The 16,782-nt window shown below is 41.6% G+C and carries 12 protein-coding genes, 2 tRNA genes and 1 rRNA gene; 9 read left to right on the top strand and 6 right to left on the bottom strand.

Going from position 1 to position 16,782, the window contains the following annotated elements:
- The first annotated feature begins 134 nt into the window (after nt 1–134).
- A 5S ribosomal RNA gene (rrf, locus tag C2M33_RS18095) occupies nt 135–249 on the top strand.
- 714 nt (nt 250–963) lie between these two features.
- Here rrf and C2M33_RS18090 read toward each other — a convergent pair.
- The 4 genes from C2M33_RS18090 to uvrD form a co-directional block, all read right to left on the bottom strand.
- A complete protein-coding gene (locus C2M33_RS18090; protein ID WP_063701484.1) occupies nt 964–1,812 on the bottom strand; it encodes a CZB domain-containing protein in 849 nt (282 codons plus the stop codon).
- Nucleotides 1,813–1,879: 67 nt separating this feature from the next.
- Complete coding sequence (locus tag C2M33_RS18085; RefSeq protein WP_105175101.1) at nt 1,880–3,004, bottom strand: ABC transporter substrate-binding protein; 1,125 nt, start codon at nt 3,002–3,004, stop codon at nt 1,880–1,882.
- Nucleotides 2,967–5,036 (bottom strand): GNAT family N-acetyltransferase, encoded by a 2,070-nt coding sequence (locus tag C2M33_RS18080; RefSeq protein ID WP_105175100.1) that lies wholly within the window; start codon nt 5,034–5,036, stop codon nt 2,967–2,969. The genes C2M33_RS18085 and C2M33_RS18080 overlap by 38 nt, the downstream gene beginning before the upstream one ends.
- Complete coding sequence (gene uvrD / locus C2M33_RS18075) at nt 5,014–7,179, bottom strand: DNA helicase II (RefSeq protein WP_105175099.1); 2,166 nt, start codon at nt 7,177–7,179, stop codon at nt 5,014–5,016. The genes C2M33_RS18080 and uvrD overlap by 23 nt, the downstream gene beginning before the upstream one ends.
- Nucleotides 7,180–7,437: 258 nt before the next feature.
- Between uvrD and C2M33_RS18070 the strand changes: the two genes are divergently transcribed.
- Both C2M33_RS18070 and C2M33_RS18065 read left to right on the top strand, forming a co-directional pair.
- A complete protein-coding gene (locus C2M33_RS18070) occupies nt 7,438–7,662 on the top strand; it encodes a hypothetical protein (protein WP_105175098.1) in 225 nt (74 codons plus the stop codon).
- A gap of 122 nt (nt 7,663–7,784) precedes the next feature.
- Nucleotides 7,785–8,153, top strand: coding sequence for a YacL family protein (locus tag C2M33_RS18065; protein WP_063701492.1), 369 nt, complete (start codon nt 7,785–7,787; stop codon nt 8,151–8,153).
- 32 nt (nt 8,154–8,185) lie between these two features.
- On the opposite strand, the gene C2M33_RS18060 is transcribed toward C2M33_RS18065, so the two are convergent.
- Nucleotides 8,186–8,815: a peroxiredoxin-like family protein gene (locus tag C2M33_RS18060; RefSeq protein WP_063701494.1), complete on the bottom strand. Its 630-nt coding sequence runs from the start codon at nt 8,813–8,815 to the stop codon at nt 8,186–8,188.
- 133 nt (nt 8,816–8,948) lie between these two features.
- On the opposite strand from C2M33_RS18060, the gene C2M33_RS18055 reads away from it, so the two are divergent.
- Nucleotides 8,949–9,569: a dUTP diphosphatase gene (locus tag C2M33_RS18055; protein WP_055199370.1), complete on the top strand. Its 621-nt coding sequence runs from the start codon at nt 8,949–8,951 to the stop codon at nt 9,567–9,569.
- Here C2M33_RS18055 and yrfG read toward each other — a convergent pair whose 3' ends face one another.
- Nucleotides 9,570–10,226, bottom strand: coding sequence for a GMP/IMP nucleotidase (yrfG, locus tag C2M33_RS18050; RefSeq protein ID WP_063701496.1), 657 nt, complete (start codon nt 10,224–10,226; stop codon nt 9,570–9,572).
- Between the two features lie 61 nt (nt 10,227–10,287).
- Here yrfG and nudE point away from each other — a divergent pair, with 61 nt between their 5' ends.
- The 5 genes from nudE to C2M33_RS18025 all read left to right on the top strand — a co-directional run bounded on the left by nudE (nt 10,288) and on the right by C2M33_RS18025 (nt 16,518).
- Nucleotides 10,288–10,860, top strand: a complete 573-nt coding sequence (gene nudE / locus C2M33_RS18045; protein WP_171038326.1) for an ADP compounds hydrolase NudE — start codon at nt 10,288–10,290, stop codon at nt 10,858–10,860.
- Nucleotides 10,853–11,650, top strand: a complete 798-nt coding sequence (gene cysQ, locus C2M33_RS18040) for a 3'(2'),5'-bisphosphate nucleotidase CysQ (protein WP_054563939.1) — start codon at nt 10,853–10,855, stop codon at nt 11,648–11,650. The genes nudE and cysQ overlap by 8 nt, the downstream gene beginning before the upstream one ends.
- 240 nt (nt 11,651–11,890) lie before the next feature.
- Nucleotides 11,891–11,967: transfer RNA gene (locus C2M33_RS18035), tRNA-Met, on the top strand.
- A gap of 46 nt (nt 11,968–12,013) precedes the next feature.
- Nucleotides 12,014–12,090, top strand: a tRNA-Met gene (locus tag C2M33_RS18030).
- Between the two features lie 441 nt (nt 12,091–12,531).
- Complete coding sequence (locus tag C2M33_RS18025; protein ID WP_105175097.1) at nt 12,532–16,518, top strand: hybrid sensor histidine kinase/response regulator transcription factor; 3,987 nt, start codon at nt 12,532–12,534, stop codon at nt 16,516–16,518.
- Nucleotides 16,519–16,782: the final 264 nt, after the last annotated feature.

The following is a 16,782-nucleotide window of genomic DNA, read 5'->3' as shown; positions in this document are numbered from 1 at the left end:
CAGCGTAACAGACAGAAGTTAAGTTACTAAAGTAGATTTTACGAAGCTGTAAGCCATAAGCTTTAAGCTGTAAGAAAATATCAGATTTCCAGATTTATTAATTTGCTCAAAAGAGCGAATTAAAACCAAATTTGCTTGGTGACAATAGCGTTTTGGACCCACCTGGACCCATGCCGAACTCAGTAGTGAAACGAAACAGCGCCGATGATAGTGTGGCATTTGCCATGTGAAAGTAGGACATCGCCAGGCTCCAAATTAAAGAAAGCCCGATTCGAAAGAGTCGGGCTTTTTTGCGTTTGTAGCTGTCCATCAACGTGCCCTATTCATTCGCCAGGTAGGTTGGGTAGAGCGAAGCGAAACCCAACGTCAGTTAGCGAGTTGTAAGTTAGCAAGGGTAAAGTTGAACTGTTGGTTTGTTTAGTACAGAGTCACCCTCAGCAACAAACCCCGTAGGAGGCACTTCAGTGCCGAATTCAGACCATAACAAATACATTCACGGCTAAATAGTTAGCGAGTTGTTAGTTAGCAAGGGTAAAGTTGAACTGTTGGTTTGTTTAGTACAGAGTCACCCTCAGCAACAAACTCCGTAGGGGGACTTCAGTGCCAAATAGACAAGAGACGTCAGATAATAGATGTTAGTTGATCTTCCGGGTTGTTATGTAACTGAGTCACCCTCAGCAACAACCCCCGTAGGAGGCACTTCAGTGCCGAATCTAGACCATAAAAAACTCATTCACGGCTAAAGCCATTCCTACAAGTTTACTTTGCCTAGAGCCTAGAGCCTAGAGCCTAGACAGAGCCAGAGGGAGACGGAGCACCAAACACCTCTACCGCGCGGCTGATCGCTGACGGCTGATAGCTCTGTATTGGGTTTCGCTTCGCTCTACCCAACCTACGCCAGAACTTAATACTTTACTCTTTCTAACTCGCTAACTTTACCCTTTCAAACTTGCTAACTAGCGACTAAAAAAGCCCATACTCTTCGGTTTCTTCTGCTTCGTGGCGCATGAGGTGCTCAGGGCGGAAAATGGCGCTTGGGTCTAATAATAAGCTGTGTTTATGCTTCATTTTGATTAGTCCGCGCATCATGTTTTTAGTTTGCGGATCAACATCAAAACCCACAGAGGTAAGTTGGTCTAATGGTTTGATATCTTCTTTCTTCACGTTGATGTTGTCTTCTACTTTGTCGACTAGAAGGCCTATATGAGGTGTTACGCCATCTTTTGTGGTGAAGATGATGATAGGCTTATAATCAAGAATGATCTGCTCACGTGCCGATTCAAACAGTCTAATAAGTTGGTTGAATGTTTGGCGCTTTTTCTCTGCAAATAAGCTGATTACTTTGTCGTGAGGTTGGCTCTTTTGTAATTCTAATAATTCACCGGCCATGGCATGTAATTCACGGTGTGGCTTATCAAACTTGGCTAAGATACTTTGTAAATCTTCGTTATCGGTTTCAAAATTGTTATACCAGCGACCAAAAGCGCATTTGTCTGGATCTGTGGCTTTTGTAAAAGGTGCACCTGTTACTAGGCTATTTTCTAAGGCATCTAGCCAATCTAAATGGTCTTTTTCTCTTTCGACTAAAAGGTCAGATAATTCGCTATTGGTTTCTTTGGTTGAGTGATTGTTTAATACAATTCCTAAATCAAAGATAGGCGTTGGGGTTTCCATATAATCTTTAACCCCAATGAAGCTTTTATTTTCATTTGGCAACGACGTTAAATTTCCTTCGTAACGCTCAGTTAGAAGAATATCGAGAATTTTTAGTGAAATGGTCTTTTGGCCAACTCGAAAATTAATCAGATCCATATTTCCCTCAAAGCCTTGTTAAGTCTCTATAGCATAGAACATTATTGTAATTTAGTCGTAGTTTAACCTAATTACTTTTAAAATATGAGCGGTAGATTTTTTTGTTATTTCCCGCAGTGTGAGTGTTAAATAGATCAGCGAAATCTGATGTGTCAGTAAAGAGATGATTTAGCTCTGTTAGCAGACATTGATTGTTTAGTGGCGTTGGGCATTTTTGGGCAGCGCTAACCAAAGCAACGGCATTCAAATAACCTTCAAATATAATTCTATTTGCACTCGTGTGATAAGGCTCGATATCTTCAATAAACTGCTTACACCAAGGGTTTTTACAGTTATTAGGGTCGGGAACCACTTCAGTGACCATAATGTTGGCGGGCTGTTTAACTCGCTGATATAAATCATGGCTCGAAACGAAAGACACCGAAGTATAATCTGGGTTGAAGCTTTGTTTGTTTGCTGCATTAATGAATTCAGCGAGAGGCTCGTAGGTGCCGACTAAACAAATTGCGGTTGCTTTACTTTCTTTTAGAAGCGCTAAAGCTTTTGAAATATCATCACTATTGCGCTTAAACCGAGCGACTTCTACAGGTTTAATACCATGTATTTTTAATGCATTAACAAGGTTGTTTTCTACCATATAGCCAAACTCATCTGCTTGGATCATCAAGCCAATTTTTTCATGCTTACGCTCTTTCACGAAATAATTAATCTGCTCTATGGCTTCATCTTGGTAGCTCGCTCGAAGATTAAATACATTTGGCATTGAGCTGTTATGTAAAAAATCAGCACCTGTAAATGGCATTAGAAAAGGAATGCGGTGCCTATCCAGTAAAGGTTTAATTGCATGAGCTGTTGGTGTGCCCATAGAGCCAAAAATTGCATGGATCTTTCGATCAAATAAAAACTCGCGGGTATTCACTACGGTATTTTTTGGCTCGTAGCCATCATCAGCTAATATCAGATCGATACTTTGCCCATTAATACCGTTTTCTTTGTTGATTTTATTAAAGTAAATATTACTGCCAAGCGCCAGTTGTTCGCCTATTTGCTTTGCCGGTCCTGTGAGTGCAGTGGACATGCCTAGTTTAATGGTAGGCTGTGCGTGTTCAGCTAAAGCTATCTGAGATAGCAGCAAGGTATAAATACATAAACACTTAATGGCTGTGATTTTGAAGTGATTTATAGTGAGCATACCAACCTTGCACTGCGGTTTTGAACTGTGAGTCTAAGTCTTTTTTACCTGTAAAACCGGCTTCATCGATTAAGCTATTTACAGAGGTTTGCTGTAATACTAGTCGAATAAGGATGAATTTTGTATGTTCATCTAATAAATTTAGACTAATTGGTGTGCTCCAAATCATTTGCCATAGCAATGGCTGCACTTGGAAGAGGTTAATATCACCAATTAACAGTCGCTCAGCTCTTGCATCTAAGGCAGGAGAATAGTCACTTTTTGGTAAGCTTTTGAATAGCTCTGCAATAAGCTGCCAAGGAAGCGAGCTAAAGTGACCAAGGAGTTGCAAAGACAGGTCTTGCTTAAACTCCTCTATAAAGAGTTCTGCGCTATCTGAAGTTTGCTTATCTAACGCTTTAATCACTAAAGCAGCATGTTCAGCCGTTGCTTTGTCATGACTAAATCCAAGCTTAACAACATTAAAGCCATTACTTTGCCAAAACTTAACTAACGCTGCATTGGCGCCAAAGCTGGCACCAAAATAACTGCAATTATTTAATTGGCTTTCGCAGTAGTTTAACAGGGCTGAGCCAATACCTTGTTGATGACATTCAGGTGCAACAGCTATTCTCACGACTCTCGCTGAGTGTTTACACAAGTCTTCTGTATTTCGGCTCAATTGAGTCAGAGTTTGCGCCATTAAATGACCATGTGGCCGACGCTTTCCTCTTATAACCTGCTCTGCGATTTCTGGTGTTAAGCCACCCTCAATAGCAATTAAGCAAACGGCTTTTAATGTACTTTCTTGTTTGCAGATCGATAGTTGTAACTCTGGGGCATCAAGCAATTGGCGTAAGTCGTTTACCGTAGTTTGATAATGAGCTAACGCCAATAGCGCCATAATTTGGCTAAGCAGCTGCTCATCATCAATGAGTTGCTCTTTGCTTATGCTTTCAAATTGGTAAGAATTACCACTTTGCGCTTCTAGGTACTTTGCATCGAGTAGTAATAGTTCGCGTAGGCTATTTTCGAGGGGGTCACGTTTAGCAAAACGAATAGGTTCATCCAGAGTAACTGCCTTTAGCGATTTATATTGGCTACGTAAGTAATGTAAAAAACGTAACGTGTAACCACGCCCATTTCCTTCATAACCAACCATAGTGCTGGCAAATACGATCCGTGGATAACTTTTTAGGATCTGCAATAGCATAGGAACCGGAATCGCTGCTGCTTCGTCGACAAATAACAGATCGCAATCAGGTTTTTCGTTTAGCAGTGTATCTGGCGCAATATAGCTAAGGTTAGCTAGCTGCTTACAGTTTTGCTCTTTGCTAACACCAAGCTCAGCGGCTAAATGCTTAAAGCTTGTTTGTACGGCTTTGGCTTGGGTGGCACAAATAAGGATTTTTTTATCTTGAAGACATGCTGCTGCAAGCCCTAAAGCAGCTGATTTACCACGACCTCGGTCTGCACTGATCACTAAAGGACGATTCGCTCGCCCTGTCGCGGTTTTAATAATTTGCTCAACACATGCTTGTTGTTGCTGATAATTTATCTCAGCAGTTGCTGACGATACTGATTGGTAAGTAGGAAGCGAGTGCTCAGTAAAATAATGTGGCTGCAATTTTAGCTTGGCGAAAAAGCGCTGATTAAAAAAGCTGTGTTTAATCTCTTCGCCATAAGAGTTGATACTTGTGAGTGCTGGGTCTTGCCACTTGCGGTCATCGGGCAGCAACAGTATCAGTACACCACCTGCTTTTACGGTACCTGCAAGCGCTGCGAGTTTATCGGCATATAAACCGCTAAAACCATCAAAAATTGCGTGATGAAACTCTTGACCAAGAATTTGGTGAGCATGTTTTGGAAACTCACTATTTGCTAATAATGAGTTGCTACTGAAAACATAGGTGTTTTTAAGCGCTAATTGGTTTGCAAACTGATAGCACCAAGTTTCGCTGCCTTGCACAATGACAAGCTGGCGATGCTTTGCAATCACCAGCTCATTACACAGTGCTGTTAAATACTCATTATAAGGCTTGAAGTCTTGCATACTGTGTTACAAGCCATTTGCTACCTAGGTCATCAAAGTTCACTTGAATACGTGACTGTGCGCCGCTACCTTCGTAATTGAGTACGGTTCCTGCACCGAACTTAGCGTGTAATACGCGTTGTCCTAAGTTAAAGCCGCTATCTTCAAATGCTGCATGTGTTACTGAGGGACTAAAACGACCTGCCGCAGGTGGTCTTGAAACCTGTGTTTTAATACGAATTTCTTCGATACAGTCTTCAGGCATTTCGCGTAAAAAGCGTGATGGGCTATGGTATTTTTCTTGTCCGTATAAGCGGCGGCTTTCTGCATGGCTAATATATAGTTTTTCCATCGCGCGAGTCATACCAACATAGCAGAGGCGGCGTTCTTCTTCTAAACGACCAGACTCTTCATTACTTTGTTGTGATGGGAACATGCCCTCTTCAACACCAACCATAAATACCAGTGGGAATTCTAGGCCTTTTGCTGAGTGCAGAGTCATCATTTGCACCGCGTCTTCGTGCTCGTCAGCTTGACCTTCGCCAGACTCTAATGAGGTATAAGCCAAAAAGCCCTGTAGTGGTGAGCTGAACTCTTCATCTTCTGGGAGTTCATATTGACCACAAGCACTAATTAGCTCTTCTAAGTTTTCTACGCGGGCACGGCCTTTTTCACCTTTTTCAGCTTGATACATTGCCATTAACCCCGAGCTTTGAATGGCGTATTTCGCTTGCTCTTCTAAGGTGAGATTGCTGATCTTATCTTCGATATGCTCAACAAGCTCTAAGAATTTAGTGACGGCACTCGCTGCACGACCAGATAAGTGCTGCTGCTCGATAATAGCTTTTGCGGCATACCAAAGTGGCAATGACTCATTGCGCGCACAATCACGAATGTGGCTTAGTGTTTTATCACCAATGCCGCGAGCAGGGGTGTTAATAACGCGCTCGAAAGCAGCATCATCTTGACGGTTACCCACTAAACGTAAATACGAAAGAGCATCTTTGATCTCTTGGCGCTCGAAGAAGCGCATACCGCCGTAAATACGATATTTTAAACCTTCTTGTAGCATCGCTTCCTCGAGTACACGAGATTGCGCATTGTTACGGTATAAAATCGCGGCATCTTGTAATGCATTACCTGCATTTAGCCAGCTACGTAGTTTGCTGCTGACAAAGCGCGCTTCGTCTAATTCATTAAACGCAGCGTAAACAGAAATAGGCTCACCATCATTGCCGTCTGTCCAAAGGCTTTTGCCCATGCGTTCAGCATTGTTTTTGATCAGCGCATTTGATGCTTTTAAGATTGTTGCCGTTGAACGGTAATTTTGTTCAAGGCGAATAGTTTCGGCTTCGAAGTCAGTTAAGAAGCGTTTGATATTCTCAATTTTTGCGCCACGCCAGCCATAGATACTTTGGTCATCATCACCTACGATCATAATACTGTTGGTGTTACCTGCGAGTAATTTTAACCAAGCGTACTGGATTGTATTGGTATCCTGGAACTCGTCTACCAGCATGTGGGCAAAACGCTGTTGATAGTGACGTAAAAGTGTTGGGTGGTTTTTAAGTACTTCGTAGCAGCGCAGCAGTATTTCTGCAAAGTCGACTAAACCTGCACGGTCACAAGCCTCTTGATATGCAGCATAGACTTTCAGCATCATTTGCTCATTAATATCGTAGGCTTGAATGTCTTTAGGTCGCAGACCTTCATCTTTTTTCGCGCTGATATACCAACCAAATTGTTTTGCTGGCCACTTTTTATCATCGATGTTCATCGCTTTAAGTAAGCGTTTGATCATACGTTGTTGATCGTCAGAATCTAAAATTTGAAAGCTTTCAGGCAAGTTCGCTTCACGGTGATGGGCGCGCAGAATACGATGAGATAAGCCGTGGAAGGTACCAATCCACATACCACCAACCGGTGCTTTTAAAGTTTCTTCTACACGAGTGCGCATTTCTTTCGCGGCTTTGTTAGTAAAGGTTACCGCAAAGATGCTGTATGCAGAAGCTTGCTCAACTTGCATGAGCCATGCGATGCGATGAACAAGTACTCGAGTTTTACCAGAACCTGCACCTGCAAGTACTAGCATATTTTGCAATGGGGCTGCGACTGCATCCCGTTGTTTGTCATTTAAGCCATCGAGTAATTCAGAAACGTCCATCGTTACGCCTTTTCAATCTATAATGGGTGGAGTATAACAGGTGTTTATTCAAGGCTAAATAAAATACTGTTTTTATAAACAGCTATTTGGCAAGTCATTAAAATTGCGATATAAAAATTGTGAATTTGACCGATTTTTAGCAAAAAAAACTAAAATCAAAATAACGCTACTTTTTAACACTTTGATTTGTAAGCCATAATAAGTTGGCATAAAGTGTGTTTACTAAAAGTATAATCATTAAAAACTACAGAGGTTAGTATGGCAGAGCAAGGTTCTGGCGGTAATGTAATCGCAGCAATATGTAATATCTTTTTTCCAGGCTTAGGGCAATTGGTACAAGGCCGAATTATGGCAGCTATCTTTTTTGCTATAGCCATTATTATCAGCTATGCCCTTGTCTACGCTTTAGTAGGTTTTGTGTTAGTACCAATCGTATACCTATGGGCGATTATTGATGCTGCGCGTTTCAAATCGCGAGTCTAGCTATTTTAAATAGCATAAACACGAGCGCCACGTTGGCGCTCGTGCTGCTTTAAAGCTACAAAACTCGCCACGTTTAGCTGCAAACGGTATAATTAGCAGATAACGTATTATGAGTACCCTCCATGGAATATCAATTTATCCGCGATCCTATTAGCGGTTTACGCATTAAAATCTCCTCTGAGCATGCAGTTATTGGCCGTTGGCTAAATGAAGAAGTCGGCAAAGAAAAAATCGCGATGGTGCAAGCGTTGATCTCTGCGGTTAAGAGCAGTCATGAGCCTTTAACCTTACAGGGTCAAGAAATTGATTTGATCTTAAGTAAAGACGAAGCGCTATTCGAAGCTCATGCATTACATCAAGACAACGAAGACTTAGTTGCCTACCAAGATGATGATTTAATGCTTGAAGAAGAAGGCCTGTGCAGTGGCTGTGGTTTTGAAGACTTTGTTGATTTAATTGAATCTTGGCAAGAATTTACACAAGGCCGATAAGCAGACGCATGGTCTGCTTATCGATTACTAAATTATTGCTCGCTCACTGATTTAACAGCGGCTAGTAATAAATCTTCTGTTAAGCGGACTTTGTAATTTGGGTTGGCGTATTGAAAATGAACTAACCCATTTGTATCTATCACGAATACTGCGGGTACTGGCAGTGCTACTTTCGCTTCACCCTCTAACGAGACAAAGTTAACCCCAAGCTTATTGCGGTAAATCTTTGCTGTTTTGTCATCTAAGTAAAACGCTAGACCTAACGTTTGCGCCAAAGTGAGGCTGTCGTCAGAAAGCAATTGATAGCTAGGAGCTGTAATTTTTGTTTCAGCGAGTTTTTCAGGGCTATCTGGTGAAACGGCAATTAATTGCGCGTTTAAATTTGCTAATTCTTTCTCAATTTTTTGCACGCTGGCCAATTGCTTTGAACAATATGGACACCAGCCACCACGATAAACAATCAGCACAGTGGTTTTCTCTTTAAAGCGCTCAGCGAGCGAGACGGTTTTACCGTATTGGTCTTTCAATTCAACATTTGGCACCGTTAAGCCAGGTAATAACGGACTAACTTGCTCTGCTGACTCGGCAATATTGGTCGCAGTTGCAGCGATAACGTGGCTTGATAGTACAAACAGTACACTAATGAATAGGGATTTAAACATGGGCTTCCTCGGTTATTTTTATCAACTGCAAAGATGACCTGATTGTTGCGGGATTTATTTCATCTTTACCTACATCAAACTCAAATTTAACTGTAGTATATAGGCAAATAAAAAATGCAAGTTGGGATAAAGAATGTCTGCTAATTTACAAAAACTCGTTGTTATGCTCGAAATGCAAAATGCGATGAATACCAAAGTTCATGAGCAATGGTTTAGCCAAGGTTTTGAATGGTATCGTGCAATTTGGGTTGAGTGTGCTGAAATGCTTGATCACTACGGTTGGAAGTGGTGGAAAAAACAAACCCCAGATACAGAACAAGTTATTTTAGAGTTAGTTGATATTTTCCATTTTGGTTTATCTTTACGTATTGATGGTGAAACCAGCTATGAGCAGTTGGCTGCGCAACTTGAAGCTGAGTTAAGTGCACCAGTTCAAGCCGATGATTTTAAACAAACACTCGAATTATTAGCCGCATCAGCTGTTGCTGAAAAGAGTTTTAATGCCGCTGCATTTGCAGGTTGTATGGCGCAAATTGGTATGGATATCGATGATTTATACCGTGGCTACGTTGGTAAAAATACCTTGAACTTCTTCCGCCAAGATCATGGCTACAAAGACGGTAGTTATATCAAAGTGTGGAATGGCCAAGAAGATAACGAGCACTTAGTTGAAGTGGTAAAAAGCCTCGATACAGAGCATGCAGATTTTGCAAAACTTGTATACCAAGGCTTAGAGCAGCGTTACCCGAAGTAATTATTTAACGGGGATAAACTCGCGAAAATCGATGGTCGATAAAAAGCCATCAAATTGCTTATGCGGTTGCTGACTATCAGGGTTGGCAACCGCAAGTATATGGCCGATACCAAACTCTTTTGCCGCATCTAGTACGGCAGGGCTGTCGTCCACAAATAAAGTCCGTTCCTTATCAAACTGCCATTCTTGGTGGACTTGTTGCCATAATGGTTGATGCTCTTTACTCACGCCATATTGGTGAGTTGAGATCACCCCGTCTAAGTAATTATCGATAGCAGTATGTTCAAACTTTAACATGGCACAATCTGGGTGCGCGTTAGTAAGCATGATCAATTGCTTGCCTGCTTTTCTCAGTTCAGTTAAGAAAGGCGGAACATCTTCACGAATTCTGATTAAATGTTGAATCTCACGTTTTAGCGCCATAATTGGTAAATCAAGTTGCTGTTGCCAATAATCTAAACAGTACCAATTAATTTGTCCGTGAACTTGTTGATAACGGTGCAAAATGTCAGCTTTTGCTGCGTCTAAACTGATTTTATGTTTACGTGCATATTGCTCGGGAATAACAGTAAGCCAGAAATAATTATCAAAATGCAAATCGAGTAAGGTGCCATCCATATCTAACAACACAGTATCGATTTTTGACCAATTTAACATAGGCAATTCACTTTAAAAGATTTATGATGAGCATAACTGCCATGATAGCAAATTAATGCCAATGACACAGAAAAAGCATCCTACACCACCGCAAATTTTGTCTAATGAAGTTGTCGCTAAAAGTCGACTATTTACTGTTGAATCGCTCGAATTGAAGTTCTCAAATGATGAGCAAAGGCAATACGAAAGAATTCGTGGCGGTGGTAGGGGGGCTGTTATGATCGTGCCAGTAACGGCCGATAACGAACTGTTATTAGTGCGAGAATATTGTGCAGGTACCAATGATTATCAGTTGGGCTTTCCTAAGGGCTTAATTGACCCAGGCGAAACACCTCAGCAAGCTGCAGACCGTGAGCTGAAAGAAGAAGTTGGCTTTGGTGCTAAACATTTCGCTGAACTTAAAAAAGTTAGCATGGCGCCAAGTTACTTTAATGCCACTATGCATATTTTGTATGCTGAAGATCTCTACACTGAAACCTTACCTGGTGATGAGCCTGAACCGCTTGTCGTTGTTAAATGGCCAATAACTGATTGGCAATCATTATTGCAACAAGAAGACTTTACTGAAGCACGAAGTGTCGCAGCTTTGCTATTATTAACAAAGTACTTAGAGTCGGGAGCGGGCAATGAATGATTTTTTAGAACCGTGTATTCGGTTAGCTGAGCAAGCAGGCGATGCCATTATGGCCATTTATCAGCAGGATGATATTGGTGCTGAGCAAAAGTCAGATCATACTCCGGTCACCAAGGCTGACTTAGCATCAAATGACGTATTAATGGCAGGTTTGAAGACCCTAGCCCCTGATATTCCAATTATGTCAGAAGAAACACCCATTCCAGCGCTGGCAGACAGAAAAGATTGGCACCGTTATTGGCTGCTTGATCCTATGGATGGTACTGGGGAGTTTATTCTGGAAAGCGGTGATTTTGCAGTTAATATCGCATTAGTTGAAAATAATCGCCCAGTGCTGGGTGTTATTCATTGGCCAGCGAAACAAGTGACTTATTTTGCAAGTTATCAAAATGGCGCGTTTAAACGTGAAAATGGCCAAGATCAGCAAATTTCGGTAGCAACACCCGATAATTTAACCTTAGCTGTAAGCCGCAGACAAAAAATTGAAGCGGTCAGCCAGTATCTAAATACTCAGTTTGCGACAGTGGCATTAGGCTCATGTTCATTAAAAGCGTGTATTATCGCTGAAGGTAAAGCGGATTGCTTTTTACGTATCGGGCCAACAGGTGAGTGGGATACCGGCGCGTCACAAGTGATTGTAGAAGAAGCCGGTGGTTGCATTACAGATGCTGAATTTAACCCGTTAACTTACAATCAACGAGAAAGCACTGAAAATCCTGATTTTATTGTGATGGGTCACCCGGATTGGGAATGGCAAAAAATGATTAGTCCTCATCAGCGTGCATTTTAGCTTTGTTTTGTGTGCTTTTTGTTCGTTTGAGTTAAATTTATCACTATAACCCTTGATTTCTAATCTTATTGCTATATGATAGCGCTCTCTTTGAAACAGGGCGTCGTTAACATGCTCATGTTACTAAGAGATTACAGGCGCGGGATGGAGCAGAATGATAAATCATTCGTCGGACTCGCTAATACCTGAAGTCGAAGGTCGTCGGTTTAAATCCGGCTTCTGGGACTCTAAACATACAGGCGCGGGATGGAGCAGCCTGGTAGCTCGTCGGGCTCATAACCCGAAGGTCGTCGGTTCAAATCCGGCTCCCGCAACCAACTTCTTAAATTAAGTGAGAAGTAAAATAAACTTAATAATTTCAGGCGCGGGATGGAGCAGCCTGGTAGCTCGTCGGGCTCATAACCCGAAGGTCGTCGGTTCAAATCCGGCTCCCGCAACCAACTGAAATTATATAATAGACACGCGAAAGCGTGTTTTTTTATGTCTGGAATTCAGGCTCAGAGCCCGAAGGTCGTCGGTTCGCTCTCAAAATTCACCCGTTAATTCTACGGGTAGGTTGGTTTGAGCGCAGCGAAACCCAACATAAACAGAGCTATCAGCTTTCAGCCGTCAGACGTCAGTTGATCAGAGCGATAGGCTTGACCTAGAACCTAGCACCTAGAACCTAGCACCTAGCACCTAGCACCTAGAACCTAGCACCTAGCACCTTTACCCCGCTAACTCGCTAACTCGCTAACTCGCTAACTCGCTAACTCACATCTAAATCCAACTCCTTGATATCTTTCCTAGTTATTCATCCCTAAATTGGGAAATGATTATGAATGTTAGCTGAACTGAACTACGCTTGATTAATAACTAATAATAAATGTGTAGATTTAGGGATGATCCGTTTTTTTATAGTGCTCTTAGCAGTTCTGTTTTTGCCTTCAGCTTGGTCTGCATTTCAAAACTACGATATTGATGATGGTCTATCGCAAAGTGTTGTATTTGATATTGTGCAAGACCAGCAAGGTTTTATGTGGTTTTCAACACAGGCAGGCTTAAATCGTTTTGATGGTAATGAATTTACTGTATTCACAGCATCTGATGAGACAAATAGCCTAGCGAATAACTATATCTATCCGTTGGCACTTGATAGCGAATCACAGCTGTTTATAGGTACTCGAAATAGTGGCGTAAACCAACTCGCATTACATAATTATCAATTTTCTGAGCCGCTTTTAAAAGAGCACCGCATTACCAGTTTATTGGTGGCGCAACAGCAAGTTTATATTGGCACTTACGACGGCAGCCTGTTTCGTTACGATAAGCGAACAGAGCAACTTGAAACCTTAATAACAGGGTTAAAAAAGCCTATTTATGCGCTATCAAAAATCGCTGACATACTTTGGATAGGAACGCATGGAGCTGGGCTACTTCATTATGATCTTATTAATAAACAACAAATTAATACTGTTTTTTCTGGCTTTGCTGAGCCAGTAAATATTCATGCCAGTATCTTTGCAATCAAACAGGCCGCCGATGGCAGTATTTGGTTGGCAAGTCAGGGCGGCGGTTTATATAAGATTGAGCTTAGTACCAAAACAATAACGCAGTGGTTAACTTCTAATGATGATAATTCTGGGCTTAGTAGCAATGAAATTCGTGATATTGAGTTTGATAGCCAGGGCCGAGTTTGGCTAGCAACGCGAGGCGGCGGAATTAATGTTTACAACCCCATTGATGCAAGTTTCACCGTTTTAGCGCATGACCCGTTTGATAAATATAGTCTTGCCCATGACCGGGTATATAGTATCTATCGAGACAGTAGTGACATCATGTGGTTTGGTACTGCACATGGGATCAGTAAGCTCGACCCCGCATCATTACAATTTAGTAAGTTAAAAAAGCCAACGCCACTTTCAAGTAACGATGCGTGGGCGTTATTTGAAGACTCAAAGCAACGTATTTGGTATGGCAGCTGGGGTGGCGGTATCGATATTCTTGATCAGCAATTAAATCGTTTAGATCGCATAACCACCGAAAGTTCACCGTACTCAATAAGCAGTAATGCAATTAAAGCCATCGCCGAAGATCGTAATGGCGATATATGGATTGGCAGCTGGCAGCAAGGGATTGATGTTTTGCATACCGATGGCAGCATCAGTCACTTTCGAGCAGATGAAGGTGAGCATGGCTTAACTGAAAACAGTATATATGCCCTTTTAGTTGATGAGAAAAATAATGTTTGGGTCGGCACGAATGGAGGAGGACTGTTTTGTTTTGATAGGAAGCGCGGCAAATTTATTAGTTTTGCACAGCCTGTAGCTAGTACACAACTGGTAATTCCAACGGCGCGGGTGACGAGTTTATATAAAACCTCGCAAGCAGATCTGTGGATAGGTACAGATGGTGATGGGGCTTATCATTACAATGCTGCAACCGATACCCTCACTAATTATCGTAAAGGGGACCTGGCTTTATCTGATAATACAGTGCGTGCATTTTTAGAAATTGACCAGCAAATGTGGCTCGCAACGTCGAACGGCTTAAATATTATTGATTTGAGCAACCAGCAAGTTCATCAGTTTAATGTCGCTCAAGGCCTTCCTAATCAAGTCGTTTATGCGTTGTTAAAAGACAACGAAGATTGGGTCTGGCTAAGTACTAATAACGGTCTCGCTAAAATAGATCCTGCAACCATGAGCATTAAAAACTATAAAGCTCGCCATGGCTTACAAGGTAATGAATTTAATGCCGGTGCTTATTTAAAAACCCGTGATGGCCGCTTGATGTTTGGTGGCACACAAGGGGTTAGTGTGATTAATCCTGCTGACCTTGAAGTTAATACTATTGGCGGGCAATTGGCACTTACTAGTTTGCAATTTGATGATGAGAATGTGGTAAATCAAGGTGAAGGTCGTTTAGGCAGTTTATATCAAATAGAAAAAAGCCGTACAGTGACTATTCCTGCGGGCATAAAACGGGTTCATTTCCAGGTAAGTTATCTGCACTACTCTGAGCCGCAAACTAATCAGTATTCTTATCAGTTAGCTGGCTTTGAGCAGCAATGGCGCAAGGTAACTGGCCCGAATTTGGCTGTTGACTACACTAACCTTCCTGCAGGTGAATATCAGTTGATTGTAAATGCCAGTAGTGAAAATGGTGCTAATGCACTTACCCCATTACTGTTAAACATAACCGTTCTTGCTCCTTGGTGGCAAACAAGTGAGTTTTATCTGTTAACAGTTATGCTGATGTTGGCGACGGTGTGGTTATTCACAGTGCTTTGGACTCGTCGGATACGCAAACAAAAATATTATCTGGAGCAAATCGTCACCGAACGCACTGACGAAATCGCAGAGCAAAAAATGCTAATCGAACAGCAAGCTGATGCTCTGAGTGACTCACTCGAAAATAAAGTGCGTTTTTTCACTCATGCATCTCATGAATTACGCACTCCTTTGAGTTTGTTGATTGCGCCGTTGCAAAAGCTAATCGCAGATGAACGAAATACTGAAAAGCGTGAGCAATTGAACTTGGTATTGCGTAATAGCCGGCGCTTAGAAAACTTGGTCGATAAGCTATTAACCTTGACTCGCTATGATGAGCGCCATGAAGAGATTATTAAAGTAGTGTCATTATCGGCAATAGCCAGAGAGGTCGCGGGGCAGTTTGCTGTGTTAGGTGAAAAGTCCATCGACTTTCAGGTTGATATTGAAGAGGCTGTATTTATTGAAAGTACCCGAGAAGGAGTGATCACGATTCTTACCAACCTATTAAGTAATGCCTTTAAATATACTCAACAAGGTCAAGTCAGCTTAACCGTAAGCGCATCAGGTGAGCTTGCCAACATAGAAGTAACAGACACAGGCAAAGGCATCGCAGACGCTGAAAAAGACAAGGTGTTTGATACATTCTACAGAGTAAGTAGTCATGCAAATGTAGAAGGCAGTGGCGTTGGTTTAGCTATCGTTAAACGTTTGGTCGATAAATACAAAGGCACTATTATGCTGGCAAGCCGTTTAGGAGAAGGAACCAGTTTTAAACTCGCCTTTAAAACTGCACAATTTGCAGATCAAGTTCCTGTCGATAACACAAGTCTAAAGTCAAAAGTGAGTCATGACAAAGCGAGTGTACTAATTATTGAAGATAATGACGAGTTGCGCCATTACCTGAAAACCGAGCTGCAACACCGTTATCAAGTATTATTAGCTGAAGATGGTCAAGCCGGTTTACAAATAGCGCTGAGCCAAGTACCAGATTTAATTATTACTGATTTAATGATGCCAAAGGTCGACGGCTTTACTGTGTTAGATTCATTACATAATTCGCCTGTTACATGCCACATTCCAGTGATTATTTTGACCGCTAAGGGCGACTATGAGACCAGAGTAAGTAGTTTGCAACAGCATGCATTAGATGTGATCACCAAACCATTTGATAGAGAAGAGCTATTTTTAAAAGTTGAGAATTGGATACAGTGGGTCAACTTATACTCTCAGCAGCAAATTTTGGCTGTACCAGAACATGTGGAGGATGAGCAATCAATCGCGGTTGATCCTCGTGACAAACAGTTACTTGAAAACCTTGAACGGTATGTTGCCGAGCATTACCAGCAACAAGGCTTCTCTATGATGAATTGTGCGAAAGAGTTAGCGCTTAGTGAGCGTCAATTACAACGTAAGTTAAAAGTGTTACTCAACATCACACCCAGTGAGTATTTACGTAATTATCGACTGAGTAAAGCTGCTGAATTACTAAGGCAAGGGCGACAAATAAGCTTAGTAATAGACGATGTGGGCTTTTCTTCACGTTCCTATTTCTCTAAATTTTTCAAAGCAAAATATGGTATGACGGCGAAAGAATATCAATGCCATTATGTATAACTCGTTGTTTATTATTGAAATGTCGTATTTGAGTACATTTTTGTCGGCATTCAGCATACTTATTTCTTGTAACTAATCTACCCTTGAACCTTAACGAAAAATGAATCGCTTTGATGGGATCTCTGGTGTTCATATTTGACGGGCAAACATGACTGAACTCAGATTATGGTTAAGGACGACACTGAGATCCCGCCTTTATTTCATGTTCAAAATAGGTTTTGCTTCCCTTGAGTTATGGCAACTGTGTAAGCAGTTGCCTCTTTT

Source organism: Pseudoalteromonas sp. T1lg122, from assembly GCF_002964825.1.
Lineage (GTDB): Bacteria > Pseudomonadota > Gammaproteobacteria > Enterobacterales > Alteromonadaceae > Pseudoalteromonas > Pseudoalteromonas gelatinilytica.
Note: the sequence above shows the minus strand (reverse complement) of the source record. Positions and strands in the feature narration are given on the sequence as shown.

Bases quoted from the DNA above. Each gene is read 5' to 3' on its own strand.
- uvrD (WP_105175099.1), bottom strand. From the start codon at position 7,179: ATGGACGTTTCTGAATTACTCGATGGCTTAAATGACAAACAACGGGAT.
- C2M33_RS18090 (WP_063701484.1), bottom strand. From the start codon at position 1,812: ATGGATCTGATTAATTTTCGAGTTGGCCAAAAGACCATTTCACTAAAA.
- C2M33_RS18085 (WP_105175101.1), bottom strand. From the start codon at position 3,004: ATGCTCACTATAAATCACTTCAAAATCACAGCCATTAAGTGTTTATGT.
- C2M33_RS18070 (WP_105175098.1), top strand. From the start codon at position 7,438: ATGGCAGAGCAAGGTTCTGGCGGTAATGTAATCGCAGCAATATGTAAT.
- C2M33_RS18080 (WP_105175100.1), bottom strand. From the start codon at position 5,036: ATGCAAGACTTCAAGCCTTATAATGAGTATTTAACAGCACTGTGTAAT.
- C2M33_RS18060 (WP_063701494.1), bottom strand. From the start codon at position 8,815: ATGTTTAAATCCCTATTCATTAGTGTACTGTTTGTACTATCAAGCCAC.
- yrfG (WP_063701496.1), bottom strand. From the start codon at position 10,226: ATGTTAAATTGGTCAAAAATCGATACTGTGTTGTTAGATATGGATGGC.
- C2M33_RS18065 (WP_063701492.1), top strand. From the start codon at position 7,785: ATGGAATATCAATTTATCCGCGATCCTATTAGCGGTTTACGCATTAAA.
- cysQ (WP_054563939.1), top strand. From the start codon at position 10,853: ATGAATGATTTTTTAGAACCGTGTATTCGGTTAGCTGAGCAAGCAGGC.
- C2M33_RS18055 (WP_055199370.1), top strand. From the start codon at position 8,949: ATGTCTGCTAATTTACAAAAACTCGTTGTTATGCTCGAAATGCAAAAT.
- C2M33_RS18025 (WP_105175097.1), top strand. From the start codon at position 12,532: ATGATCCGTTTTTTTATAGTGCTCTTAGCAGTTCTGTTTTTGCCTTCA.
- nudE (WP_171038326.1), top strand. From the start codon at position 10,288: ATGACACAGAAAAAGCATCCTACACCACCGCAAATTTTGTCTAATGAA.